Annotated in this window: 22 protein-coding genes; 9 read left to right on the top strand and 13 right to left on the bottom strand. The window is 43.3% G+C overall.

Annotated features, from left to right (window positions below):
- Nucleotides 1–54: 54 nt before the first annotated feature.
- From tatA to AN213_RS10295, 8 genes are all read left to right on the top strand, one after another.
- The gene (tatA, locus tag AN213_RS10330) at nt 55–294 is read left to right on the top strand and encodes a Sec-independent protein translocase subunit TatA (protein ID WP_054562924.1); all 240 of its coding nucleotides are present in this window, start codon (nt 55–57) and stop codon (nt 292–294) included.
- A 5-nt stretch (nt 295–299) separates the two neighbouring features.
- Nucleotides 300–632, top strand: coding sequence for a Sec-independent protein translocase protein TatB (gene tatB, locus AN213_RS10325; RefSeq protein ID WP_054562925.1), 333 nt, complete (start codon nt 300–302; stop codon nt 630–632).
- A gap of 50 nt (nt 633–682) precedes the next feature.
- Entirely contained in the window at nt 683–1,423 is a 741-nt protein-coding gene (tatC, locus tag AN213_RS10320) for a twin-arginine translocase subunit TatC (protein ID WP_055198578.1), read from the top strand.
- Entirely contained in the window at nt 1,424–1,960 is a 537-nt protein-coding gene (locus tag AN213_RS10315) for a hypothetical protein (protein WP_055198577.1), read from the top strand. It begins immediately after the preceding gene.
- A complete protein-coding gene (locus AN213_RS10310; protein WP_055198576.1) occupies nt 1,960–2,742 on the top strand; it encodes a TatD family hydrolase in 783 nt (260 codons plus the stop codon). Before AN213_RS10315 ends, AN213_RS10310 begins: the two co-directional genes overlap by 1 nt.
- 1 nt (nt 2,743) lies before the next feature.
- Nucleotides 2,744–4,600 carry a diguanylate cyclase gene (locus AN213_RS10305; RefSeq protein WP_095209739.1) on the top strand — a complete coding sequence of 619 codons (1,857 nt, stop codon included), beginning with the start codon at nt 2,744–2,746 and terminating at the stop codon, nt 4,598–4,600.
- Nucleotides 4,601–4,613: 13 nt separating this feature from the next.
- A complete protein-coding gene (gene hemB, locus AN213_RS10300; protein WP_055198575.1) occupies nt 4,614–5,624 on the top strand; it encodes a porphobilinogen synthase in 1,011 nt (336 codons plus the stop codon).
- A gap of 132 nt (nt 5,625–5,756) precedes the next feature.
- Nucleotides 5,757–8,543 carry an ExeM/NucH family extracellular endonuclease gene (locus AN213_RS10295; protein ID WP_055198574.1) on the top strand — a complete coding sequence of 929 codons (2,787 nt, stop codon included), beginning with the start codon at nt 5,757–5,759 and terminating at the stop codon, nt 8,541–8,543.
- An 85-nt stretch (nt 8,544–8,628) separates the two neighbouring features.
- Here AN213_RS10295 and AN213_RS10290 read toward each other — a convergent pair whose 3' ends face one another.
- From AN213_RS10290 to AN213_RS10230, 13 genes are all read right to left on the bottom strand, one after another.
- Entirely contained in the window at nt 8,629–9,045 is a 417-nt protein-coding gene (locus tag AN213_RS10290; protein ID WP_150114711.1) for a hypothetical protein, read from the bottom strand.
- A 434-nt stretch (nt 9,046–9,479) separates the two neighbouring features.
- Nucleotides 9,480–11,567 (bottom strand): elongation factor G, encoded by a 2,088-nt coding sequence (gene fusA / locus AN213_RS10285; protein ID WP_054562931.1) that lies wholly within the window; start codon nt 11,565–11,567, stop codon nt 9,480–9,482.
- A 209-nt stretch (nt 11,568–11,776) separates the two neighbouring features.
- Nucleotides 11,777–12,505: a response regulator gene (locus AN213_RS10280; protein ID WP_055198573.1), complete on the bottom strand. Its 729-nt coding sequence runs from the start codon at nt 12,503–12,505 to the stop codon at nt 11,777–11,779.
- 37 nt (nt 12,506–12,542) lie between these two features.
- Nucleotides 12,543–14,165 (bottom strand): sensor histidine kinase, encoded by a 1,623-nt coding sequence (locus AN213_RS10275; protein ID WP_054562933.1) that lies wholly within the window; start codon nt 14,163–14,165, stop codon nt 12,543–12,545.
- A gap of 14 nt (nt 14,166–14,179) precedes the next feature.
- A complete protein-coding gene (locus AN213_RS10270; protein ID WP_054552331.1) occupies nt 14,180–15,718 on the bottom strand; it encodes a tripartite tricarboxylate transporter permease in 1,539 nt (512 codons plus the stop codon).
- A gap of 3 nt (nt 15,719–15,721) precedes the next feature.
- A complete protein-coding gene (locus AN213_RS10265; RefSeq protein ID WP_054562934.1) occupies nt 15,722–16,186 on the bottom strand; it encodes a tripartite tricarboxylate transporter TctB family protein in 465 nt (154 codons plus the stop codon).
- A 9-nt stretch (nt 16,187–16,195) separates the two neighbouring features.
- The gene (locus tag AN213_RS10260; RefSeq protein ID WP_370316435.1) at nt 16,196–17,161 is read right to left on the bottom strand and encodes a tripartite tricarboxylate transporter substrate binding protein; all 966 of its coding nucleotides are present in this window, start codon (nt 17,159–17,161) and stop codon (nt 16,196–16,198) included.
- A gap of 12 nt (nt 17,162–17,173) precedes the next feature.
- Entirely contained in the window at nt 17,174–18,415 is a 1,242-nt protein-coding gene (locus AN213_RS10255) for an OprO/OprP family phosphate-selective porin (protein ID WP_054552329.1), read from the bottom strand.
- Between the two features lie 227 nt (nt 18,416–18,642).
- Entirely contained in the window at nt 18,643–19,302 is a 660-nt protein-coding gene (locus AN213_RS10250; protein WP_054562936.1) for a 3-oxoacid CoA-transferase subunit B, read from the bottom strand.
- Nucleotides 19,303–19,313: 11 nt separating this feature from the next.
- Nucleotides 19,314–20,021 (bottom strand): CoA transferase subunit A, encoded by a 708-nt coding sequence (locus AN213_RS10245; RefSeq protein WP_054552327.1) that lies wholly within the window; start codon nt 20,019–20,021, stop codon nt 19,314–19,316.
- A 9-nt stretch (nt 20,022–20,030) separates the two neighbouring features.
- Complete coding sequence (locus tag AN213_RS10240; protein ID WP_054552326.1) at nt 20,031–20,792, bottom strand: 3-hydroxybutyrate dehydrogenase; 762 nt, start codon at nt 20,790–20,792, stop codon at nt 20,031–20,033.
- A 4-nt stretch (nt 20,793–20,796) separates the two neighbouring features.
- Nucleotides 20,797–21,984 (bottom strand): homoserine O-acetyltransferase, encoded by a 1,188-nt coding sequence (locus tag AN213_RS10235; protein WP_055198572.1) that lies wholly within the window; start codon nt 21,982–21,984, stop codon nt 20,797–20,799.
- Between the two features lie 9 nt (nt 21,985–21,993).
- Complete coding sequence (locus AN213_RS10230; protein WP_055198571.1) at nt 21,994–23,295, bottom strand: GntP family permease; 1,302 nt, start codon at nt 23,293–23,295, stop codon at nt 21,994–21,996.
- Between the two features lie 295 nt (nt 23,296–23,590).
- Here AN213_RS10230 and AN213_RS10225 point away from each other — a divergent pair, with 295 nt between their 5' ends.
- Nucleotides 23,591–25,882, top strand: a complete 2,292-nt coding sequence (locus tag AN213_RS10225; protein WP_055020576.1) for a TonB-dependent receptor — start codon at nt 23,591–23,593, stop codon at nt 25,880–25,882.
- Nucleotides 25,883–25,956: the final 74 nt, after the last annotated feature.

The raw sequence follows: 25,956 nt of genomic DNA, 5'->3' as shown, positions 1-25,956 counted from the left end.
GTGAGTATAATCGAGACAAGTCTATTCGATAAATTTGAAAAAACGGAGTAACCCATGGGTTTTGGTGGTATCAGTATTTGGCAATTAATCATTATTTTGGCAATCATCGTATTGTTATTTGGCACAAAAAAACTTCGTGGCATCGGCGGTGATTTAGGTAGCGCAGTAAAAGGCTTTAAAAAAGCCGTATCTGATGATGACCAAGCTAGCGCTAAAAGCGAGCAAATAGAACAAGCTTCTAACACGCAAAACAAAGAAACCGTAGAGAAAAGCAAAGACGACCATAAGGCTTAATCAACATGGGGATGTGGGAACTTGTTGTCGTACTGATCGTGGGTCTAATTGTATTAGGCCCAGAGCGCTTGCCTGTGGCAATTCGCACGGTTAGCCGCTGGGTAAAAACCTTAAAGTCAGTCGCCAACTCAGTTAAAGCAGAAGTGAACGAAGAACTCCGTATCCATGAGCTTCACGAAAACTTAAAAAAAGCAGAGCAACAAAACTTGCAAGAACTATCTCCAGATCTGCAAGACTCTGTAAACGAACTTCAAAAGGCTGCTCAGTCAGTCACCCACAGTTACAAAAAAGACACGCCTGAAAAAGCAGAAAGTAACAATAATGACGAAAAAAAGTGAATTTAATCTCTGCTTTTGTGGTCAATAACAATGATGATGAATAGTAAACTATGACCGAGCAAGCTCACACAGGCTTTGTTGGCCACTTAATTGAGTTACGAAATCGACTCATGAAAGCTTTGTTAAGCATTTTGCTAATATTTATCGCCTTGGTGTACTTTGCCAACGATATATATAGCTTTGTTGCAGCACCACTTATTGCAAACTTGCCTAGCACTGCCACCATGATCGCAACGGATGTAACGGCACCTTTTTTTGCACCGTTTAAACTCACCTTATTTGTGGCGTTATTTGCTGCTATTCCTATGATACTGCACCAAGTTTGGAGCTTTATAGCACCTGGCTTGTATCAACATGAAAAGCGTATGCTAATGCCAATTTTGGCCTCTAGCATCTTGCTATTTTATAGTGGTATCGCTTTTTGCTACTTTGTGGTGTTACCTATTATTTTAGGGTTTTTCACTAACACTGGCCCTGATATGATGACATTAGCGCCTGATATTAGTAGCTACTTAAGTTTTGCTTTAAAACTATTTTTTGCTTTTGGTATTGCCTTTGAAATACCTGTTGCCATCATGCTGTTATGCTGGAGTGGCGCAACAACAACGAAAAGTTTAAAAGAAAAACGGCCTTATATCGTGGTAGGTGTATTTGTAATTGCTATGTTCCTAACACCTCCTGATGTACTGTCACAAACATTACTAGCATTACCCATGCTGTTATTATTTGAATTAGGTTTAATTTTGGCTGCATTTTATACCGCCAAACCTCAACAGGAATCAGAGGAATAAATGAAAAAACAACTCATTCCATTAGTTGCACTGTTAACGATTACTGGCACTGCACAAGCAAACGAAGTTAACTTACAAGCACTACAAGCGTGTACTTTTGTTGAAAATGATTTTAACCGCTTACTTTGTTACGACAACGTAATGGCGGGTAAATCACTATCAAAACCTGCTATAAAAAAACAAATAGAACAACCTGTAGCAAGCTCTGCAGCAGCTACGGCAGCACCCGTTGCCGCTGCATCCGCAACAAATGAACAAATTGTAAAAACAAAAAATGAAGACTTTGGTTTAGAGCATAAAGAAGTTGCCAAAGTAAACGATGACCAGATTAGCGCTAGTGTAAAAAGCGTGAAAAAAGCCCCTTACGGTGAACTCATCATTGAGCTTGAAAATGGTCAGCAATGGCGCCAAGTTGGCTCTGATAGACTAAAACTAAAAGTAGATGACACTGTGATTATTGAACGTGGAATCTTCAATTCTTTCCTTTTAAAGATTGAGGGCCAAAATCGTATGATTCGTGTAAAGCGCACTAACTAATGACCATTTCGCTAGTTGATGCTGGCGTCAACTTAAGCAATCATCAATTTGATGATATTCATGACGCTGTGTTACAACGCGCCGCTGAGGCTAACGTAACACAGCTACTGCTGATTGGCTGCGATCTGCAAAGTAGCCAAGCCTCTCTTAACCTCGCCAAACAATTTAAGCAATTTTGCACTGCGGGGGTTCACCCTCATGATGCAAAAACCGCCGACGAACACCTTGAAGAACACTTAACAACGCTTAGCCAAAACCAGGAAGTAGTTGCTATTGGTGAATGTGGCCTCGATTACAATCGTGACTTTTCTCCTCGGGACGTTCAGCGCAGCGTTTTTAGACGCCAACTGCAGCTAGCTGAGCAGCTGAATATGCCAGTGTATTTGCATGAGCGAGATGCTAGTGAAGATATGCTCGCAATTTTAAGTGACTTCAAAGTACGAGGCGTATTGCACTGTTTTACGGGGGATGAAAAAGCCCTACAAAGTTACCTAGCAATGGGGCTTTATATCGGTGTTACGGGCTGGGTCTGCGATGAACGCCGTGGTGAGCAACTACAAACCTTAGTGCCATCAATCCCTTTAGATCGCTTGTTAATCGAGACTGATGCGCCTTTTTTAATGCCAAGAAATATTAGACCAAGACCGAAGTCTCGTCGCAATGAACCTCAGAACCTTCCTTATGTGTGTCAGCAAATTGCTGATTTAAAAGGCTGTGAATTTACTGAAGTGGCAAAACAAACTACACTAAACTTTCAGCAATTATTTTCCATAAAGGGTTAAGATGAAGCGCCTATGGTCACTTTGTGGCGTACTCTTCGTTTTTTTATTTACTCCTTATTTATTGGCTAACCCACTTATTGTTAGCTCACAATTTAAGTCTCAACATACGCTAAATGTTGAGTACACCCTTGATCCTATTACTCAACAACAAGCGTTTAGCAATGCTAATGTAAAATGGCTGAAAAACCGAGGTGAAACCTTAAATCTAGGCATGACTTTAAAGCCTCTGTGGCTCAAGCTATCGATAAAAAACACATCGTTAAATGATGTCCCCCTGATATTATCGATAGATAACCCTTTACTCGATGAAGTGAGCGTCTTTCATCTGCAAGGTGGGCATGTGTTATTTAACACCAAAATTGGTGACGCCGTTCCTTTAGCTAGTCGGCAAATTAAAAATGAATCGCTGCTAGCCTCATTAACTATTCCAAAAGCCAGCCATTCCGAAATCTTCCTCAAAGTTAAAAACAATGGTGGTTTAAGAGTGCCCCTAAGCCTTTGGAGCCCCTCTGAATATCTAAAACATAAAAGTAAGTTCAATTTATTATACGGCTTATTAGTCGGTTTTATTTTATCTCTCGCACTCACTAATTTAGTGCTTTATGGCTTCTCTAGACGCCGCTATTTCGCCTACACAGGGTTATTACTTACCTTACTTTGGTTGTCGCTAGCCTACCTTTATGGCTATGGTTATCGTTACTTACAACCGAGCGGTTCATCGTTTCAACAGTTAACTATTCCGACTCTATTTTTTATCTGTGGTGCGTTATTTGTGCCCTTGCAAGGCTATATATTCGGCTTTACCAAATCTCGCTTAAATCGCTTTCAGAATTGGCTAGCGTGGGCGGTTGTACTTATTACTGTAACAATGTGGTTCTTACCAATTCATATTGCAATTACACTTTGCTTATTAAGTTTGCCAGTGGTGCTTATCATCTTTGCAAGTATTGCTCTAAAGCAGTTTAACCGTGAGTATAAACAGCCTTGTAGCGCTTTTCTAATCGCCCTATTCGCTTTCTTCTGCGCCATTATTTACAGCGCACTTGGGGTATTTAACCCGTTTAATTTAAATATCGGAGTGCTGTCACTTACCTTTATTTGCTTTTTGGTTTGTAGCTTAAGTTTAAGCTATGCAGTTATAAAACTATTTTTGATGCAGCGCGATGCTGAAGTTGCAGCACAACAAAATGCCTTAGCTGAGAGCAAAGCTAAAGATACTTTAATGCGCGAGCGCCTTGAACTGCAAGAACAAGCTCGCCAAGACCTTGAAGCGAATATCGAGGAGCGTACCTTTGAGTTACAAGTGACATTACGCGAGCTTGAAGAGAAAAACCGAGAGCTTGAACAACTCAATATGGAAGACGCGCTGACAAAAACCAAGAACCGCCGTTACTTCGATAAAAAGCTACTAATGGATATTCGCCGCTCGCGACGTGAACAAACACCTTTAGCCATCATCATGTTAGATATTGACCATTTCAAAGTAATTAATGACACCTACGGTCATTTAACCGGTGATCAAACCATTCAATCAGCTGCCGATGTCATTAAACAGCACCTGAAACGACCTCTCGATGAAGTGGCGCGCTACGGAGGCGAAGAATTTGTGGTGCTGTTGCCTAATACGCCACTGACAGGTGCATTAGAAATTGCCGAACAAATACGCAAAGCAGCCCAAAATACTGATATAATAGTTGCCGGAACAACGATTAAATTTACTTTGAGTGCAGGTGTTTACAGCGCAATTGCTGAAGACATTAATAACCCAAGTTTATTCACTGACTATGCCGACAAAGCCTTATATCATGCCAAGCAAACAGGTCGAAATCGCGTAGTGAGTTATCCTCTACCAGACTAGGAGTATACAAAGCATGGCCCAATCAGGACTCGACCTTTTCCCTTATACACGTATGCGCCGCATGCGTCGTGATGACTTCTCTCGTCGCCTAATGGCTGAAAACCAACTAACTGTTAATGACCTTATTTTTCCTGTATTTGTGTTAGAAGGTAAAAACCGCCGCGAAGCTATTGAGTCTATGCCTGGCATTGAACGTCTTTCTATCGATTTACTACTTGAAGAAGCAAAAGAGCTTGTTGAATTAGGTGTCCCTGCTGTGGCAATTTTCCCGGTAACACCGAGCGATAAAAAATCTCTACTTGCTGAAGAAGCCTATGACCCAGATGCATTAGCACAACGCACTGTTCGCGCACTTAAAGAAGCTTTTCCTACATTAGGTGTGATCACAGATGTTGCACTTGACCCGTTCACTGTTCATGGTCAAGACGGCATTATCGATGACGACGGTTATGTGATTAACGATGTAACAACTGAAATTTTAGTTAAACAAGCGCTATCGCATGCCGAAGCGGGTGCGGATGTAGTTGCACCATCAGACATGATGGATGGACGTATTGGTGCAATTCGTGAAGCACTCGAAGCCGAAGGTCATATCCACACTCGTATCATGGCTTACTCTGCTAAATACGCCTCTAGCTATTATGGCCCATTCCGTGATGCGGTAGGTTCTGCAGGCAACTTAAAAGGTGCCGACAAAAAGACCTATCAAATGGACCCTGCCAACTCTGATGAAGCAATTCGTGAAGTAGCCCTCGATCTACAAGAAGGTGCAGACATGGTGATGGTAAAACCAGGTATGCCATATTTAGATGTAGTACGCCGCGTAAAAGATGAGTTTGGTGTACCCACATTTGCTTACCAAGTAAGTGGTGAATATGCCATGCATAAAGCAGCCATTGATAACGGCTGGCTTGCAGAAGAAGCAATAATCATGGAATCATTACTAGCATTTAAACGTGCTGGCGCCGATGGCATCCTGACTTATTTTGCAAAACAAGCAGCTATTTGGTTAAAAAATAACTAATCTAAAGTAAATGTTCTAAAAATTGGTAATTATTCCTATTTTATTAACATTTTGTATTTAATTTGTCATAGATTTTTCTTAAAGTACTGTGTCCCATATTGGGACTTTTATAATACATACACGGGAAAAATAATGATAAATACAAAATTAACGCCGCTCGCGCTTGTGATTGCAAGCCTGAGCGCACCTGCTTCTGCCAACCTAATCATCTCTGAATACGTTGAAGGAAGCTCTAACAATAAAGCGGTAGAGCTTTACAACACTTCTGGTGCTGAGCTATCGCTTGACGGTTACACCATCTCTTTATACTCAAATGGTAATGGCGATTTAGCAGATCCTAATAACAGCTTAGCTTTAACCGGTACTCTTGCAGCAAATGCAACCTACGTTATTGTTAATGCAGGCTCTGCAGATGAGTTAAAAGCCAATGCGGACATTGAATCAACAATCACTTATTTCAACGGTGATGACGCATTAGTGCTAACTAAAGACGGTGCAATTGTTGATAGCTTTGGTCAACTGGGCGTAGATCCAGGTTCAGCATGGGATGAAGGCGGCGTTTCAACACAAAATAAAACACTTCGCCGTAAAGCTACAATCACTTCAGGCCGTACTGATGCAACCTCAGCGTTTAACCCAAGCGATGAGTGGGAGCAATTCGACCAAGACGATTTCAGCAATATAGGTCAATATGGTGAGAGCACAGAGCCAACGCCTGAACCAGAGCCAGTCACTCCTCTTGAGTGTGGTGCAGAAAAAACCTTAATCAGCGCAATTCAAGGTGAAGGCGGCGACAACCCTCTTATCGACACTGAAGTAGAAGTTGAAGGTGTTGTTACGGCTGACTTCCAAGGTGATGATCAACTAAAAGGCTTCTTCATTAGCTCACTTGCTGCTGATATTGATGAAAACCCACTTACTTCTGAAGGTGTATTCGTTTATTTCGCAGATACCGACGTTGCTGTTGGTGACCATGTGCGTGTTAAAGGTAGCGTGGCTGAATACTACAGCGCAACACAACTAGGCGATGTTAGCCAAGTTGAGATCTGTGCGACAGGTTTATCTACTGACGCAACCGCTATCACTTTACCTGTTGCTGACGTGGCAGACCTTGAAGCTTACGAAGGTATGTTAGTGACCATAGATCAACCTTTAGTCGTTAATAACAACTACGGTCTTGGTCGCTATGGTGAAGTTGACTTAGGTACTGAGCGTTTATACCAAGGTACTCAAGTTGCACTACCAGGTGATGCAGCAAATGCTGTTGAAACTGAAAACCTGAAAAAACAAATCTTAATCGACGATGGTTCAACAAAGCAAAACCTTGATCCTATTGCCTACCCAGGTACGGGCCTTGATGCCTATAACACGTTACGTTTAGGCGATACTGTTAATACGATTACGGGTGTAATGGGTTACAGCTTCGACCGTTACCGTATTCACCCAACAGTACAACCTGAATTCACTGCAACTAACCCTCGTACAGATGCTCCAGAGCTTAACGAAGATGCAGACCTACGTGTTGCAAGCTTCAACGTATTAAACTATTTCAATGGTGATGGCCAAGGCGCAGGCTTCCCTACTAGCCGTGGTGCTGATAGCGAAGAAGAGCTGATTCGCCAAGAAGCTAAATTAGTTAGCGCAATTACAGCTATTAACGCTGATGTTATTGGCTTAATGGAAATCGAAAATGACGGTTTCGGTGAAAATAGCGCTATTGCTAGCTTAGTATCTGCACTTAATGATGAAGATGCAGAAAATATCTACGCATTTGTTGATTTCGGTGTTGACCAAGTTGGTACTGATGCAATCACAACAGCACTGATTTATCGATCAAATAAAGTATCTGAAGTTGGTAAGGCTGCTCATACTACAGTAGAACCTTTCGATTACAGTAATCGCCCGCCAATTGCACAAAGCTTCCAATCTCTTGAAAGCGAAGAAATCTTCACTGTTGCCGTTGCCCACCTAAAATCTAAAGGCGGCTGTGGTAGCGCTGAAGGTAATAATGCTGACTTAGGCGATGGTCAAGCATGTTGGAATGAAATCCGTGTTGCGGGTGCAAATGCATATGCTGATTGGTTAGCAACTTACCCAACTGAAGTTGAAGATGAAGATATCATCCTAGTCGGTGATATGAACTCTTATGCGATGGAAGATCCTATCCGTGCATTTGCAGATAAAGGTCTGAAGAGTGCGGTTGCTGAACTAGACGGCGACACATTAGGTTACTCTTATAGCTTCTCTGGCCGCATTGGTAGCCTTGACCACGCACTAGTCTCTGAATCTATGCTTGCTAAAGTTGTCGCTGCTACGGATTGGCATATCAATGCCGATGAGCCAATCAGCCTAGACTACAACCTTGAGTATAAGTCATCGACACAACAAGCTAGCCTATACGCTGACAATGCATACCGCGCATCTGATCACGATCCAGTGATTGTTGATATTCAATCTGCAGAGCCTATTCCTGCAGAGCAGGCACCAGTAATCGAAGCGAGTCAATCATTCGAAATCGTAGAAAATAGTGAAATTGGCGCTGTGATTGGCCAACTAGTTTTCTCTGATGGTGATGCTGATTACACCCCAGTAGTAAGCTTTAGCATTGAAGGTGAGCATGCTGATGCGATTGCAATTAGTGCTGCAGGTGAAATCACAGTGGCTAAAGAGCTAGACTTCGAAGAAGAAGACAAGCTTACGCTGATGATCCGTGCAGAAGATAGCGCAGGTAACCTATCAGAAGCACAACTGCTATACATCAACATCACAAACGATGAAGCTGATGATGAAGTAGAAGATGTAGCTGAAGAAGTTGAAGAAGAAACAGAAGAAGAGTCAAAAGACGATGATTCTGGTTCATTTGCTTGGTTAAGCTTACTTGCTTTACCATTTGCACTTCGTCGTCGTATGAAAAAATAAACGACACTGCATATGAATAAGGCCGCATTTCGCGGCCTTTTTTATTTCAGTTCACTTAATTTAGCATTATTGAGGCTTGCTAGTATTAGGCTTTACATTGCAGATTAGGCTTTATGGCACAACCTGCTTTTGACTTATAGAGCTTAGCAATGTCAATCTGTTGCAGCTCATCAATCTGCCAGTTCATAAACTGGTGTGTTTTACCATTCGCTAAGGTAATTTTAAATACTGTGATGAATGCCATTGGGTTAAATTCAACAGTGACAATATCTTCAGCGTTGATGTAACGCTTACCTAATCCTCGCGAATAACAAATCCCCGCCTTGTAACAGTGTAAGAAGCGCAGTTCTAAAAAATTTAATAGAGTAATAAATAGCAGAACAGGCAACAATAGCATCAAAATTGATGCTCCTAGCAAAGTAACGCTTAATGCAACAAGAATAGCCAGTGCTATCTTGCTTCCCTGTAGAGTCCAATTAGGACTTAACTTAATCGTTTTCATGAGTATATTTCTATAGTTGTAATATTTAATAAGCAGACGTTTAATACAAAATGATTAAAAAATCATTCGGGCGCCATTTTACATAGACTAAAAAAGGTACACAAGGTACAAAAAAGCACTTTTTTACTAGAACAAAGTAATTAGCCTACAACTTACTAATAAGCTTATATATTTCTTGAAAACTAAATTTGTATTAAAATCGTACAATTTAAGAGCAGCAGCACTTAAATCGTATTAGCTATTTAGAAAATACTTTAAAAGTGCGATATCTGTACCGGTACATTAATAACTCAAAGCTGAATGGTTAATTAACATACAAAGGAAAGAAATGATTACTTTGTAATCGAAAAAATTACGACAATACATTTACGATTTTTAGGCAATAAAAAACCCGCAACAAGTGCGGGTTTTTTTAAAAGAAGTTAAGAAGCTAATTACTTAGCAGCTTTTTTCTCTTTTTCTGCAGCGATTACTGTTTCAGCAACGTTTGCAGGACATGGTGCGTAGTGTGAGAACTCCATAGAGAACTGACCACGACCAGAAGTGATAGTACGTAAGTGGCCGATGTAACCGAACATTTCAGAAAGTGGTACATCACCCTTGATGCGAACGCCCATTGCGCCAGCTTCTTGGTCTTTGATCATACCACGACGACGGTTAAGGTCACCGATTACGTCACCTACGTTGTCTTCCGGAGTGAATACGTCAACTTTCATGATTGGCTCAAGAAGTTGTGCACCCGCTTTAGGGATAGACTGACGGAAAGCGCCTTTAGCAGCGATTTCGAACGCGATTGCTGATGAGTCAACTGCGTGGAAAGCACCGTCGAAAAGCTCAACTTCAACGTCTAATACTGGGAAGCCAGCTAGAACACCTTCTTGCATCATTGATGCGAAGCCTTTCTCAACTGCAGGCCAGAATTCTTTAGGTACGTTACCACCAACAACTGATGAAGAGAACGTGAAGCCTGAGTTTTGCTCGCCTGGCTTGATGCGGTAATCGATCTTACCGAATTGACCAGAACCACCAGATTGTTTCTTATGCGTGTAGCTATCTTCGATTTCTTTCGTGATAGTTTCACGGTAAGCAACCTGAGGTTGACCAACAACTAGGTCTACGCCGTAAGTACGCTTAAGGATATCTACTTTGATATCTAAGTGAAGCTCACCCATACCTTTAAGGATGGTTTCGCCTGAATCTTCGTCAGTTTCAACTTGGAATGAAGGATCTTCTGCAACCATCTTACCGATCGCGATACCCATCTTCTCGTTACCGCCTTTGTCTTTAGGAGCAACAGCGATTGAGATTACTGGATCAGGGAAGATCATCGCTTCAAGTGTACATTCGTGCTTAGGATCACAAAGAGTGTGACCAGTTTGAACGTTCTTCATACCAACAACAGCGATGATGTCACCCGCTTGTGCTTCAGTAAGTTCGTTACGCTCGTCAGCTTGCATCTCAACCATACGGCCGATACGCTCTGTTTTACCAGTTGCTGAGTTAAGGATTGTGTCACCTTTCTTCATGCGACCAGCGTAGATACGGATGAACGTAAGTGCACCGAAACGGTCGTCCATGATTTTGAACGCTAACGCTTTAAGTGGCTCATCTGCAGAAACAGTTGCTACTTCACCAGTAGGCTCACCAGTTTCAGGATCAGTTAGAGGTTGTGGGTCAACTTCTGTAGGCGAAGGTAGGTAATCTACAACCGCGTCTAGTACTAACTGCATACCTTTGTTTTTGAATGCAGAACCACAGTATGTTGGGAAGAACGCAAGATCACGAGTACCTTTACGGATACAACGTTTGATGTCTTCTAGAGAAGGCTCTTCACCTTCCATGTAAGCCATCATTAGGTCTTCGTCTTGCTCAACAGCAGACTCAACAAGCATCTCATGGTATTCATCAACTTTGTCTACCATGTCAGCTGGAACGTCTTGTACTTCGTAGTTTTCAGGAAGACCAGTGTCATCCCAAACGTATGCTTTTTTCTCAAGTACGTCTACAACACCAGTGAATTGGTCTTCGATACCGATTGGTAAAGTCATAACTAGTGGGTTAGCACCAAGTACTTTCTCAACTTGACCAACAACACGGTAGAAATCAGCACCCATACGGTCTAGTTTGTTTACGAAGATTACACGTGCAACTTCTGATTCGTTCGCATAACGCCAGTTAGTTTCTGACTGCGGCTCAACACCACCAGAACCACAGAATACACCGATACCACCGTCTAGTACTTTAAGTGAACGGTATACTTCTACTGTGAAGTCAACGTGTCCCGGAGTATCGATAACGTTTAAGCGGTGGCCTTTCCACTCACAAGTTACAGCTGCTGATTGGATTGTAATACCGCGCTCAGCTTCTTGTTCCATGAAGTCAGTAGTAGACTCACCGTCGTGTACCTCACCAGTCTTATGAATTTTACCCGTAAGCTTAAGGATACGCTCAGTGGTGGTAGTTTTACCCGCGTCAACGTGGGCGAAAATACCAATATTTCTGTACTTCGATAAATCTGCCATTATTTTACTCTTAATAAAGTCGAAAAATTATTCGGCGGGAGTATAGCATTACTTAAAGCGAACATCACCATCGAAGTCGCTTAAAATGCAATCAATTTTATAAAATTTTTCTATGCTCAGGATAAGCGGCACTTTTTAACGTGCCGAACAGTGAATTTATGCTACTAAAATCGCTAATTTAGCACTGGTTTGGCTATTAAATGATGCGATTAGCTGCTTGTCATTTTATAACAGCGCTCAGGTCGCCCGATACTTCCGTAGCTCTGATCAGCACTGACTTGCTCAGCTTCAAGCAAGTATTCGAGGTAACGACGGGCTGTTGAGCGGCTTACGCCGACTAAATCCCCCATTTGCTGAGCAGTAAAAGCCGTGCCAATATTCGCTCTAAAAGCTTTTAAGATCTTTTGCAAAGTAAGCTGATCCACCCCTTTTGGCAGCCTAACTGGGGCTTTTAACTGTTCTTGCGATCCAAATAAAGTATCGACCATAGATTGGGTTACTTCATCGGCATCTGACAAACATTGCTGCCTTGCTTCAAATCGCGCTAGCGCTTGATCTAAGCGATTTAGCATTAATGGTTTGACTAAGAAGTCACAGGCACCAAGCTGCATGGCTTTTTCCAGTGTTTCTACTTCTTTTGCTGCGGTTAACAGCATTACTTCGCTTTTCATTTCTTCGCGGCGTAATTCATTGAGTAAATCAAGGCCATTACCATCGGGTAAATGAATATCAAGCAAAATTAAATCGGCATTAATAGCCGATAATAGCGCTTTTGCAGTGGCAAGATTGCCTGCAATACCCACAACCTGATATTGCCCCTGACGCAGTGTTTGCCGCGCCCCTTGTTGGCCAGCAACGCCATGAGGAAGTAATAAGTACTGCGCCAATAATTGAGCAACTTCTACTTCGTCTTCAACAATGACAACTGAGTAAGTCATGTTCTTTACCTTTTATTTATAGGCTGATCATTTTTTATTATTTTGGAATGTAGACACTTAATCGTGCCCCCATCAGATCAGACTCACCTATTTCTAAACTACCACGACACGAATCTAAGTTGGTTTTAACTAAATAAAGGCCGATACCATGCTCAGCCCCTGACTTAGAACTGTATTGTGGTGTAAATATCACATCCTTGTCATCGCCTAAACCAAAACCGCTGTCTTCAACATCAAACAATAATGTTTTGCTGGTTTCATCAACCGTAACACGAACCTTAGGGGTACGTGTATCGCTAGCTCGAATAGCAGCTTCAATTGCGTTATCAATCAAATTGCCAAGTATCGAGACAACCCGTTCAAGCATATCTTTACGGGTGATCGATCCTAATAAGCTATCTGGATTAAGCTCAAGTATCACGTTTAATTCACGGGCTTTATGGTATTTACCAACCAATAAACCTGCTAGTACCGGATCTTGGATCCTTTCGAGTAAATGATGGATCTGCGCTTGCGAGCCTTTACTTTCTTGACCAATTAACTCAATCGCCTGATCCGTTTGCCCCATCTGAATTAACGCACCAATTAAGTTTAGCTTGTTCGAGTAATCATGCGTTTGCACTCGTAATAACTCAGCAAAGGCTTGCACTTTGGTTAATTGCTGCGATAAATATTCAAGCTCATCCGCAGGGCGCATACTCAATAAAATACCATCAGCTTGACCTTGCACTTGCAATGCATATCGCGACAACACAATGCGTTTATCGGCGGCAAATAATTCAAAACCAACAATCGGACGCTGTTGGTTATGCATTAAAAACTCACTATGTTCAGGAAGTAAGTCTGCAAGTTTAAGTGGTTGATGAATACAGCTGGTCGGTTTACCGAGGATTTCGCAGGCACGTTGATTTAAGTTACGTACATTACCTTCAGGATCGAGGGCGATAATGCCGCTACGAACAGTATTCAAAATAGCATCTTGCTCAGAGAACAACCGTGCTATTTCATCAGGCTGTAAACCAAAAATAGCATTACGAACCCGTTGACCAATATACACCGCGGCCAAAATACTTAAACCGACTAACAACAAACCCCAAAGCATAATTTCAGCACTGCGAGCACGAATAAGCGGTTCAATTGATTGCACTAAAAAGCCAACCGATACCAAGCCGATGACTTCGCCTCGCTCTGAGAGCACAGGGACTTTGCCACGAATAGACTCGCCCAAACTTCCTTTTGCAATCGACACATAACGCTCACCACGCAGTGCCGCTTTACTGTCACCACCCACCATCGGCTTACCGAGCTTGTCGGGGTCTGGGTGAACAATGCGGCGGGTATTGTTATCGCCAATCACGATAAAGCTGGCTGCGGTAAGTTCACGAATATGCTCTATTTGCGTATTTAACTCATCAAGCCCTTGCTTGGTTTGCAATGCGTTTTGCACGTCATCCCGTGAGGCTATACTGGTTGCGAGCGCAAGCGCTTTATCGCCCATGTGGTTATGTAAGCTTTCTGCGGTGATCTGATACACCAAAGCGCCAAACAATACAGCCTGTAAAACACATAGACCGGTAACCCAAATGATGAGCCGCGTTTCTAAGCGCTTAGGTTTTTTAACCACATGCTGAAATGGGTTTAGCTTATTGGTGTATCTCATATCAGTGCCTTGTTCTACGCATGTTGCTCTGCTTGCGTAGCTGCTTTTTCTTTACGACGTTGGACAATATAGTCTTTCAGTGGGAACAACAACACTAAGATCGAAATCACAAAAATACTCAGTGTTAATGGGCGGTCCCATAAAAAGCTTAGTGAACCATCTGAAATCATCATGGCACGACGGAAGTTTCGCTCAATCATATCACCGAGGATAAAGCCAAGTAATAAAGGTGCCATCGGGAAAGCTAACAAGCGAAGCACCAAGGCCACCAGCGCAAAGCCCACCATCATAAATAAATCAAAGGTGTTAAATGACACTAAGTACACACCAATTAAGCTGAAGAATAAAATCATCACTGTCAGCACAGATTTAGGCATTGCCAACACTTTAGCGAAATATGGGATCAACGGCAGATTCAAAATCAGCAGTACAATATTGCCAAAGTACATACTGACAATGACAGCCCAAAACACGCTTGGGTTTTCTTGCATTAACATAGGGCCCGGCTGAATACCGTAGGCAATTAATGCACCTAGCATAATAGCTGTTGTACCAGAGCCTGGAATACCTAAAGTCAGTAATGGTACAAATGAGCCAGTACAAGCTGCATTATTAGCCGACTCGGGTGCCGCTAAGCCACGCATCGAACCCTTACCAAATTTATCTTTCAGCGCTTTTGGAGCAAGATTACGCTCAGTGGCATAGGCCATAAAGCTGGCAATGGTTGCCCCTGCGCCCGGTAACACACCGACTATAAAACCAAGTAAAGATGAGCGACCAACCACAGGAGCCATGTCTTTTACTTCTTCTTTAGTCAGTTTTGTTGAGCCAATTTTTGGCGTATCAGGATCATCAATTTTTTTATCTGGTTCAGCTTCAGGGCGTGCCACATTAATCAGCGCCTCAGCCAACGCAAACGTTGCCATCGCTACTAATAAAAAGCTAATACCATCTAATAAATCAGCTTGGCCAAAAGTAAAGCGCTCGGTACCTGAAGAGGGATCAATACCTACCGTTGCCAGCATTAAGCCAAATACCGTCATCATCATGGCTTTTAAGAATTGCCCTTTATTAGAGAACGCAGCGATAGCCGTTAAGCCTAAAAACATCAGTACAACATAATCAGGCGATTGGAAACTTAATGACACTTTCGCTAATAATGGCGCAGCCACCATCAATAAAATGGCGCCAATGGTCCCGCCTATAAAGGATGAATAAGCGGCAATCGCAAGGGCTTTACCTGCCTTACCCTGCTTTGCTAGCGGGTAGCCATCAAACGATGACGCTACCGTACCCGCTACACCCGGCGCATTAATCAAAATTGAAGAAGTAGAGCCACCGAATATAGCCCCGTAGTAAACACCGGCCATTAAAATCATGCCCGAATCAGCACCGATGCTGTAAGTGATCGGGATCATCAACGCAATCGCGGTAATTGGGCCAAGACCCGGTAGCATACCGATGAACGTGCCAACAAAGCAGCCAACAATTACATATAACAAGTTGTTCCAGTCGAGTACGGTCGACAAACCTAACATAATTCCATCAAGCATAACTTAACTCCACAGATTGCCAGGTACTAAGTAAATGCCCAGTACTTGTGTCATTAAAAACCAAAAAACCACGGCCACAGGCACAGAAGCAAACAACAACACTGCCTTACGGCGTTCGCCCATGATAAAAAAGCCCGTAATTAAAAATGCACTGGTGGCAATTAAAAAACCGAACGGTTCAAGCATGGCGCTATAAGCAACCATTAAAACCAACAATGCAAAGGTACGTAGTAAGTTGCCCTTACTGAGTAGCTCTGCTTTTTCTGCAGGCGCTTGCTTTAATAAGTTGGCACCAATCGATAGTACACACACCACGATACCAAATACTGCATACACTTTTGGTAAGGTTGCAGAAGTAACGCTTTCGTACTCTTCAAATGGCATAAGTGGAATTTGCCAAGCCACAAGGGCGTAGAGGGTAAAGAGGACCAAGAATAAACTTGGTCCAATTAGTTCACGGTTTAACATCGTCTAACCTTAGCCTCGGATAAAACCAAGTTCTTTCATTACAACGCGTAATTGCGCTTCTTGCTGCTCAAGCGATTTAATAAACGCTTCTTTTTCTTGAAATAGATTTAGCCAACCATTACGGGCACGAACCGCTTCCCATTCAGGGGTTTGTTGCAACTTACGTAGTTTTTCTGTGTACTCGGCAAGTTTGTCTGCTGGTAAATCTGGGGTTGCAAAAAAGCCGCGCCAGTTTACGAACTCCATGTCGTAACCTAGCGACTTTAAGGTTGGAATTGCTGGGTAATCTGGCAATTTATCTGCAGAAGTCACCGCTAAAATACGTGCCTGGCCACCATTAGCGACTTCGAGTGCTTCACTTAAGCCTGTTGAAAGTAAGTTGACCTCACCCGACAGTAAACCAGCTTTCGCTTTACCACCGGCATCGTAAGGAATGTAACGTAATCGACGACCATCAAGACCCGCCGCTTTAACCGCTTGTGCAGCCACTAAGTGATCCATGCTGCCGCGCGCAGAGCCACCTGCTACTTTTACAGAGCCTGGGTCTTTTTTCATTGCATCAATAACGTCTTGCCATGTTTTAAATGGCGAGTCATTACGCACCACAAATGCACCATAATCAGCAATCATGCTGGCAACTGGTGTTAAATCGCGATAACTGTAAGGAATTTTGCCTGATAATGCGCGCAGTACGATAGGCGTTGAGTTAACCATCAACATATCGCCTTTTTTAGTGCCCGACTCAATCAAGTAAGCAATTGCACGGCCACCGCCGCCGCCCGACATATTCTGAAACGATGCATTATCTTCAATGCCCGCTTTTACCATTGCTTCACCAACACCACGTGCTGTGGTATCCCAACCGCCGCCTGGGCCACCCGGTACCAAAAAGTGTAAGTTTGCTAATGCCAGTGGGCTGGCTACTAATAATGAAGCTGCTAAAACAGATCTTTTTAATGATTTAAACATAGTCATAATGCACGACTCCTAAAATAAGTACTGCATACGAGCACTGATGCCCATACCTGAATCTTCATCACCTACCAGCGTAGAAGCACCGGCACCATCAACATCGCTGTAAATCAGGTTGCCCATAAATTTGATATCGCTGCTTAGGTAATATGATGTGCCTAATGTATAAGTGGTTACGTCGGTACCTTGCTGTTTGCTGCTAGCGTTCATTTGTGACACACGTGCAACCAGCTCCCATGCATCTTTAATCCCTTTTGGTTGTACAAATAATGCTGAGCCTGCTTTGTAACGGCGCTGCTCACCGCCTAAGAAGTAACTTGCCGAGACATGAAAGCCATCAAAACGTTCACCATCAAGTTCGTTGCTACTATCTACCGTATCAAGGTAACGGCTGGCATATTCAGCCTCTAGAGTGAATGCATTCGCTTGGTAGGCAAATTCAAGACCGCTTTGCGACATGCTATTTAGCGCTGCGGTTTCACCACCGACTGCGTAATCCACTAAGCGAACATTGGTTTCACGCACTTCACCACGGGCAAAACGAGCGCTTAAATCATTGTCGCCCATATCACGATAAGAGTGCCAAGCACCTAAATGAATCACATCACCCGGCGCTGCACTAGACCAAGTTAAGCGACCTGTTACAGCCAATGTCAGTTTGTCATCTTCGTCATGGCCCGATGCACCAAACGCATCGTTTTTGTAAACACCCACGGCGTAACGTAAGCCTGAATCTTTAAAGTATTGATAAGCCGAGATACCCCAGCGGAAGAAAGGCGAGAAGGTGTTAGCAAGGGTGCTACGCTCAATAGTATTAATGTGTTTAGAACTAGTCAGCGCATTGAGCGACATGTCTTCACGAATTTTACCGGCTTTTACTTTTAAGCCGTTGTCGAATGCATAACGTACCCGCGCTAACACGATTTCAGCCGTGCCTTCAGAAAATTCGAGTAGTAATTTGTGATCCCAGTTGCCATGTTCACTTTCAACATAAGTACGGATACGACGTGGGAAGAAGTCGCTGCCTCCAGCGCCATCATTGTCGGCATTGTAAGCACCGTCGAAATAGTTGTAATCAAGTTGCACGCGACCACCAAATTCTAGGTTGAAGCCGCTAGATGTTTTTAATGAATCCACTTCTTTTTGAAGTGCATCGAGTTGTTGCTGTAGTTGTTCAGTGTCGCTTTGTGCGAATGCTGATGTACTTGCTAACGCCGCTGCAACGGCTAAAGCGAGCTGTGTGTTACTTGCTTTCATGAATTACTCCACACCAGATTATAGTTATTTGTTGTCGTTGATCGGCCGACTGCAAATGGCGATCTGGTTTGGAGCATAGTGTTAACGATAGATTAACGAAATGTTTAGGGGGTAAGTTGCATTGATGATGATAAATGGCTTTTTGTTCATAAAACCCATGAACAAAAAGCACATTACTGGGGGTTAGTATAAAATCTAGGCAAATTAGCTGCTTAAAAGTCGCAAAACTAGCTAAAAGTCATCTCAGGAACGTCACCAGAGACAATAAGTTTGCCCTGTGTCTTAGCAATAATCTCATCAACCGAGACACCTGGCGCACGCTCTAATAAATGAAATGCACCGTCTTTAATTTCTAAAAGTGCCAAATCGGTGATCACTTTATTGATACAACCAACGCCCGTTAACGGCAAACTACATTCGGTCAGCAGTTTTGATTCGCCATGCTTGTTGGCATGGGTCATAGTACAAATAATGTTTTTAGCACCAGCCACCAAGTCCATCGCACCGCCCATTCCTTTAACCAGCTTTTTCGGGATCATCCAACTAGCTATGTTGCCGTTTTGGTCTACTTCAAACGCGCCCAGCACGGTTAAATCAACGTGGCCGCCGCGGATCATGGCAAAGCTTTCTGCGGAGCTAAATATAGCCGCCCCCGTTGCAGCGGTGACCGTTTCTTTACCTGCGTTGATCATATCGGCATCAACTTGGTCTGCACTTGGGTATGGCCCCATACCGAGTAAACCATTTTCAGATTGCAGCATCACTTCGATGCCATCAGGGACGTAATTAGCAACCAAGGTTGGAATACCTATACCTAAGTTAACGTAGTAACCATCCTGTAGTTCCATCGCCACGCGTTTAGCGATTTGTTCTCGTGATAATGCCATCAGCGTGCTCCTTATTGATTCTCTTGCTTAGTGGTAACTTTCTCGATGCGCTTTTCAAATTCACCTTTAATCACTCGGTCAATATAGATACCCGGCGTGTGAATTTGGCTTGGCTCTAGTTCCCCTGGCTCAACAATTTCTTCAACTTCAAGAACCGTAATTTTGCCTGCGGTTGCTGCCATCGGATTAAAGTTCATCGCCGTATGACGATAAATGCAGTTACCGTAGCGATCTGCTTTCCACGCTTTAACTATCGCAAAGTCGCCAGTAATGCTTGGCTCTAATAAATAATCGCGACCATTAATATTGCGGGTTTCTTTACCGTCAGCCACCGGTGTACCGACACCCGTTGCGGTATAAAATGCAGGAATACCCGCACCACCAGCACGCATTTTTTCAGCTAAAGTGCCTTGCGGTGTGAGCTCAACTTCAAGTTCACCATTTAATAGTTGCTGCTCAAATAGCGCGTTTTCACCAACGTAAGAGGCAACCATCTTACTGATTTGCTTGTCTTCAAGTAGCACTCCTAAACCAAAACCATCAACGCCACAGTTATTCGATACCACTGTTAAACCACGAGTGCCTTGACGTTTAATTTGCGCAATTAGTCCTTCAGGAATACCGCATAAACCAAAACCACCGGCTATCACTGTCATGCCATCTTCAAGGCCAGCCATCGCTTCGCTATAACTTGTAACTACTTTATCAAAACCTGCCATTGGCTCCTCCTATTGTGCAGTCCAACCGCCATCAATGGCGATTGCTTGGGCGGTAATATTGCGTGCTGCATCGGCCATTAAAAAGCTAACGGTATGCAGGATCTCATCTAAGCCGATAAATGCTTTTTTCGGCATCGGTGCTAGCATAATTGTGTCGATCACTTGTTGCTCAGAAATGCCATGTTCTTTAGCTTGCGAGGCAATTTGTTGCTCCACAAGCGGCGTTTTTACATACGCTGGGCACACAGTATTAATCGTGATGTTGGCATCACCCGTTTCGAGTGCCATGGTTTTAGCAAAGCCGATTAAGCCATGTTTTGCAGCGATATAAGCCGACTTATATTTAGACGCCACCATCGCATGGATTGAGCCAATATTAATGATGCGACCAAAATCTTGCTCACGCATACGAGGGAGTACCGCCTTGGTCATCATCGCTGGGCCAACGAGCATAACTTGCTGTAAGAACTGCCATTTATCAGCCGGAAAATCTTCAAGCTTTGCAACGTGCTGAATACCCGCATTATTAATAAGTACATCAATTGGCTGATTAAGCTCAGTGAAAAACTGCTCTATTGCATCACTGTCTGCCACATTAAGTGCATACCCTTCGGCGCTACCACCTTGCTCAACAATGCCTGCAGCCGCTTGTTGTGCTGCTTGCTGATTTAAATCAGTCACAATAATAGTGTGACCTTGCATCGCCAGTTGCTGGGCAACATATAGACCAATACCACTGGCTGCACCGGTAATTAAAACTGTTTTGCTCATCGGGTTACTCCTCTAAAAACTCACTGATAAGCTGCGCTTTCGGGGCGATTGAGAAAATGCCATCAAGGTGTCCCCAGCCCCCTTCTATTTCTGAAATCTCAACGTCTTTACCTGTCGCTTTCATGGTGTCAAACACAGTACGCATGTTTTCAGGGCGAAGCAGTAAGTCGTTCGTTGCGGGTAGTAATAATGTTTTGGCAGAGACATTTTTAAGTGCCGTTGTTAAATCACTTTGCATGCCAGCGGTAAATAGTTGTGATGCCCGGACCAAATAAAGTACATGGTTGGCATCTTGCGTTTTCGCTCGTGCCATTGCGCGTTGAGCGAGTACTTGGTTTAACTTAGGCAAGGTGCGAATATCTTTTAATGCACCTTCATCCAATACATTAAAGTCAGGGAAGCTCGCGTTATAAATAATTGGATGCATCGCATCTTGTGTAATATTAAGCATGGTTGCCGCTAAGCCATCTAACGGGCGCTCTTTGCCGTAGTAATTACCTTGCTGCCAGTTTTTATCTAAACGAATTGGTAACGCCCATTTTTCAAGTGCCGCAACTGTCCATGCATCCATAGTTGCAGCGCCAATCACATGAATTAAACGCTCTACTTTATCTGGGTAACGTGTTGCCCACTCAAGTGCTTGAAACGAGCCCATTGATGCGCCCATCACAGCATGTAATTTAGTGATACCTAGGCTGTCGAGTAAGCGCTTTTGCACATTCACAAAGTCAGTAATCGTAACCACAGGAAAATCTAAGCCATAAGGTTTGCCTGTTTTTGGATTAGTTGATGCAGGGCCTGTGGTGATGACATTTTCATCATGCCAGTTGGCATTCACTAAGGTATCTGAGCTAATCACATAATATTTATTCGTATCGATAGCTTTACCTGGGCCGATAATCGCATCCCAATAACCCGGTAGGGCGTCATCCGCTTTATATTTACCTGCAGCATGAGAAGTACCAGAGAAATAATGAGTGATTAAAATCACGTTATCTTTATTGGCGTTTAGTTTTCCGTAACTTTCCCAGCCAATATCCACTTGCTCTAACGTCACACCAGACACAGTGGTAAAATCTTTTGTCGTAAAATGCTGTTTTTCCACCAGCATGGTGTCGGCTTTACTTGCAGCGCCAAACGCAGTGCTACTAAATACAACCAGCCATAGCAAAATTATTAATTTGGTTTTCATTGCTGTTCCTTAAAAGATAATAAAGAGTCCAAGTGCCAATGCGACACCGATAAGCGGAATAACCGCAGTCAGAGCTGCCATTGACCAATACGCTCGTTGATGCGTTTCTTTACAGATAGCGCGTATTGTTGTGACCACATAACCATTATGCGGCAAGGTATCGAGGGCTCCAGAGCTAATTGCCACTACTCGGTGCAGTTGTTCAGGGTTTACACCCATGTCTAAATAACCCGGTGCGACAAGAGGTAATGCAATGGCTTGCCCGCCAGAAGCAGATCCTGTTAAGCCGGCAATTACACTCACAGCCACAGCAGCACCAACCAACTCATTCCCCGGCATATGGGTCATCACATCGACAGCGGCGGTAAATGCCGGTGATACTTTCGCCACAGCGCCAAAGCCAACCACAGCAGCGGTATTACCGATTGCCACTAAAGCGCCGGTTGTACCAACATTAATGGCGTTACCCATATTGTGAAAATGCTTGAAGTTAATAATCACAATACTCAGTACACCACCAAGTAAGGCAACAATAAGCGCTGTTTGCTGCAGTACATCATGTAGCGTAAATGATAAAAGTAGCACCACAATCAGTGGGATCACACCCGTAATTGGATGCGGACGACGACGCTCAATAATGACAGGGTCATCATCACGCGCTTCAAAGGTTTCGCCATTAGCAACGGCCTTTTTGATCATCTTGTTTAACCAAAAGTAACCTGCTGTGGCCATAAAAATAGCCACGACTAAGCTCACTTCCCATGCCGCATAGGGTGACGTACCAAGGTGCTTAACCGGGATCCAGTTTTGAATTTCTGGCGAGCCTGCCGAAGTCATGGTAAAGGTCACCGAACCAAATGCCAGCGTTGCTGGAATAAAGCGGCGCGGTAAGTTTGCATCTTTAAACAGACTTAATGCCATTGGGTAGACAGAAAACGCAACAATAAAGACGCTCACGCCACCGTAGGTTAAAACTGCACAGGCAATCACAACCGCAAGAACGGCGTGCTTCATACCTAGTTTACCCACAATGTAGCTCGCAACACTGTCTGCAGCACCGGTGTCTTCCATGAACTTACCGAATAAAGAACCCAGTAAGAACATAAAGAACCACGCACTTAAAAAGCCTGCAAAGCCATCCATATAGGCGTTAATAAAGTTTGTATCTGCCGATACAGGGAAAATGGCCATGCCACTACTAAGTGCAACTAACAGTGCACAGATTGGCGCAGCGATAAATAAATTTACCCCACGCAGCGTTAAAATGATCAGCAGTATTAAACCGCCTAACAGTCCTATCATGCTCAGCATAGACATTCCTATAATTATTGTTATTACACAGATGAGGTGACATCGGAATAATGCTTTCAGTCTTACCCTAAGCGTTCAAAAAATACATAACACTAAGGTACTATCTGCTTTAAAAATAGCTTAATTGCCTGATAAATAAAGGGCTGTGGCGGGTATAGCACTATGGTACTAATTCAATTTCTGCAACTATCTTCTACATTAACTGACAGGTGACACGGGCAAATCTTATTCAGTCTTCGGCAACATCAATGTGAGTGGCCATAAGACTAATGACAACAATAACAAGGAATACAACATGATAAAGCTTAACCCAAAAGTCGCGCCACTTACTCTGGCTGTATCACTTGCTTTGGCAGGTGTCAGTGCTCAAGCGGCAGAACAAGCCGAACCTGCAGCAAAAAAAGGTGAACTTGAACGTATTCAGGTAACAGCACGTAAAACTGTTGAAAACCTGCAAGAAGTTCCTGTTGCTGTAACCTCAGTGGGTGCTGAAGAGCTGGCTGAAAATGGCATCGTCGTTATGACCGAAGTTCAACAGTTCTCGCCAAATACCACCTTGCAAGCAAGCCGTGGTACTAACTCTACAATTACCGCGTTTATTCGTGGTGTAGGTCAACAAGATCCACTTTGGGGCTATGAGCCAGGTGTCGGTATTTATATTGATGATGTCTACCTTGCTCGCCCTCAAGGTGCCGTGCTTGATCTGCTTGATGTGCAACAAATCGAAGTATTACGTGGTCCACAAGGGACGCTTTATGGTAAAAATACCATAGGTGGTGCCATTAAATACGTCACCAAAGAAATGAGCGGTGATGCTACCTTAAATATTCAAGGCACTGTAGGTAGCTATAACCAGAAAGATTTAAAAATCACTGGCCAATTACCGATTGTTGACGAAAAACTTTACGTGGGTTTTGGTTTTGCAACGCTTAACCGTGACGGCTTTGGTGAGTTTTTAACATCGGCTCTTGATAACCAAGACCGCGAAAACTACAACAAAGACGTAACCGCAGCTCGCGTTACACTCGAATACACTCCGACTGATGACTTATTCTTCCGTTTCGCGTGGGATAAAACAGAAGACAAATCAAACGCAAAAGGTGGTTACCGTTTACTACCAAGTATTCTTACTGATGCACCAGTTCCAGACAGCGTGTATGACTCATACACCAGCTTGCCAACATGGAATAAAGTTGAACTAGAAGGCTATAGCCTAACTGCTCGTTGGGATATGACTGACAGCACTAGTATTAAATATATTGGTTCAAGCCGTGAGAGCTACTCACCGACTAATATCGACTTTGATAACACGTCACTGCAAATTTTCGATGTACCTGCTATTTACGATGATGAGCAAACCACTCATGAGTTACAGCTAAATCATCAAGGCGATAACTATAAACTGGTTTCGGGCCTTTACTACTATGATGGTGAATCTTGCGGTCAATTTGAGGCAATTTTAGGTATTTTAGGTCAAAGCCTAGGCGCACCAGGTCTAACTCGTGAAGTAAGCGGCTGTAGTAACTCAAACAGTAAAGCAGCGTATATCCAAAGCTCAATTGATTTAACCGATAAATGGTCAATGACACTCGGTGCGCGTTACACCAAAGACAAAAAAGAAGCACAGGTTAACAACGGTCTAATCTTTGACATTGTTTACCCAGAATCAGGTTGGGTACCAGGTTATACTCGCCCAGAAGGCCAACTGGTTCCAACAGTACTCGATGATGAAGAAGAATGGTCACGCTTCACACCACGTGCAGGTGTTGAATACCAATACAATCGTGACATCATGTTCTTTGCAAGTTACGCGCAAGGCTTTAAGTCAGGTACTTTCAACCCACGTGCAACGACTGCAGAGCCAGCAGCAAAACCAGAAATCGTTGATTCATTCGAAATCGGTATGAAGAGTGAGTGGAACAACAACTTACGTGCAAACGTCACCTTATTCACCCTTGACCATAAAGATCGTCAATATATTTCGGTATTACCGGGTGATAGCGCAGCAGATCTAAATCAACGCTTAGGTAACATTGGTGAGTCAACATCAGATGGTATTGAACTTGAACTTAACTATGTTGCAACAGAATCACTCAGCTTTGATGCGTCAGTGGGTTACATTGATAGTAGCTTTGATAACGTAATTGATTACGACCCAGAAACCGGTGAAGCATTCGATAAATCAGACCGCTTTACGGTATCAAATACACCTGATTTAACCTTTAACCTGGGTGCAACGTACCGTATGTACACAGAAATGGGTGATTTTGTTGTCAATGGTAACTACTACCACAGAGGCGACTACGCGCTATTCGAAGAAGATAGCCTATTAACGCAAGATGCTTACGGTATCTTTAATATGGGTATCACTTGGTACAGCACAGATGGTCACTGGACTGCAGGTCTTTACGGTAAAAACTTAACGGATGAAGAGTACATGATTGGTGGTTACCAATTCGTGGCACCTGATCCAACAGACCCAACAGATATCAGCAAATACACCCCTGGTTTAGGTGGTGATAATACTCTGATTGGTTACTACGGCGATCCTCGCACTGTAGCCTTCACTGTTGGTTACCGTTTCTAAAATAGAATCTAAATCCTTGTGTGAGAAAGGTTTGTCTGAAACTTCCCTTCAGGCAAACCTTGTTTCAAAGCGCA

This window comes from Pseudoalteromonas sp. P1-8, assembly GCF_001399985.1.
In the GTDB taxonomy this organism is placed as follows: Bacteria; Pseudomonadota; Gammaproteobacteria; order Enterobacterales; family Alteromonadaceae; genus Pseudoalteromonas.
Note: the sequence above shows the minus strand (reverse complement) of the source record. Positions and strands in the feature narration are given on the sequence as shown.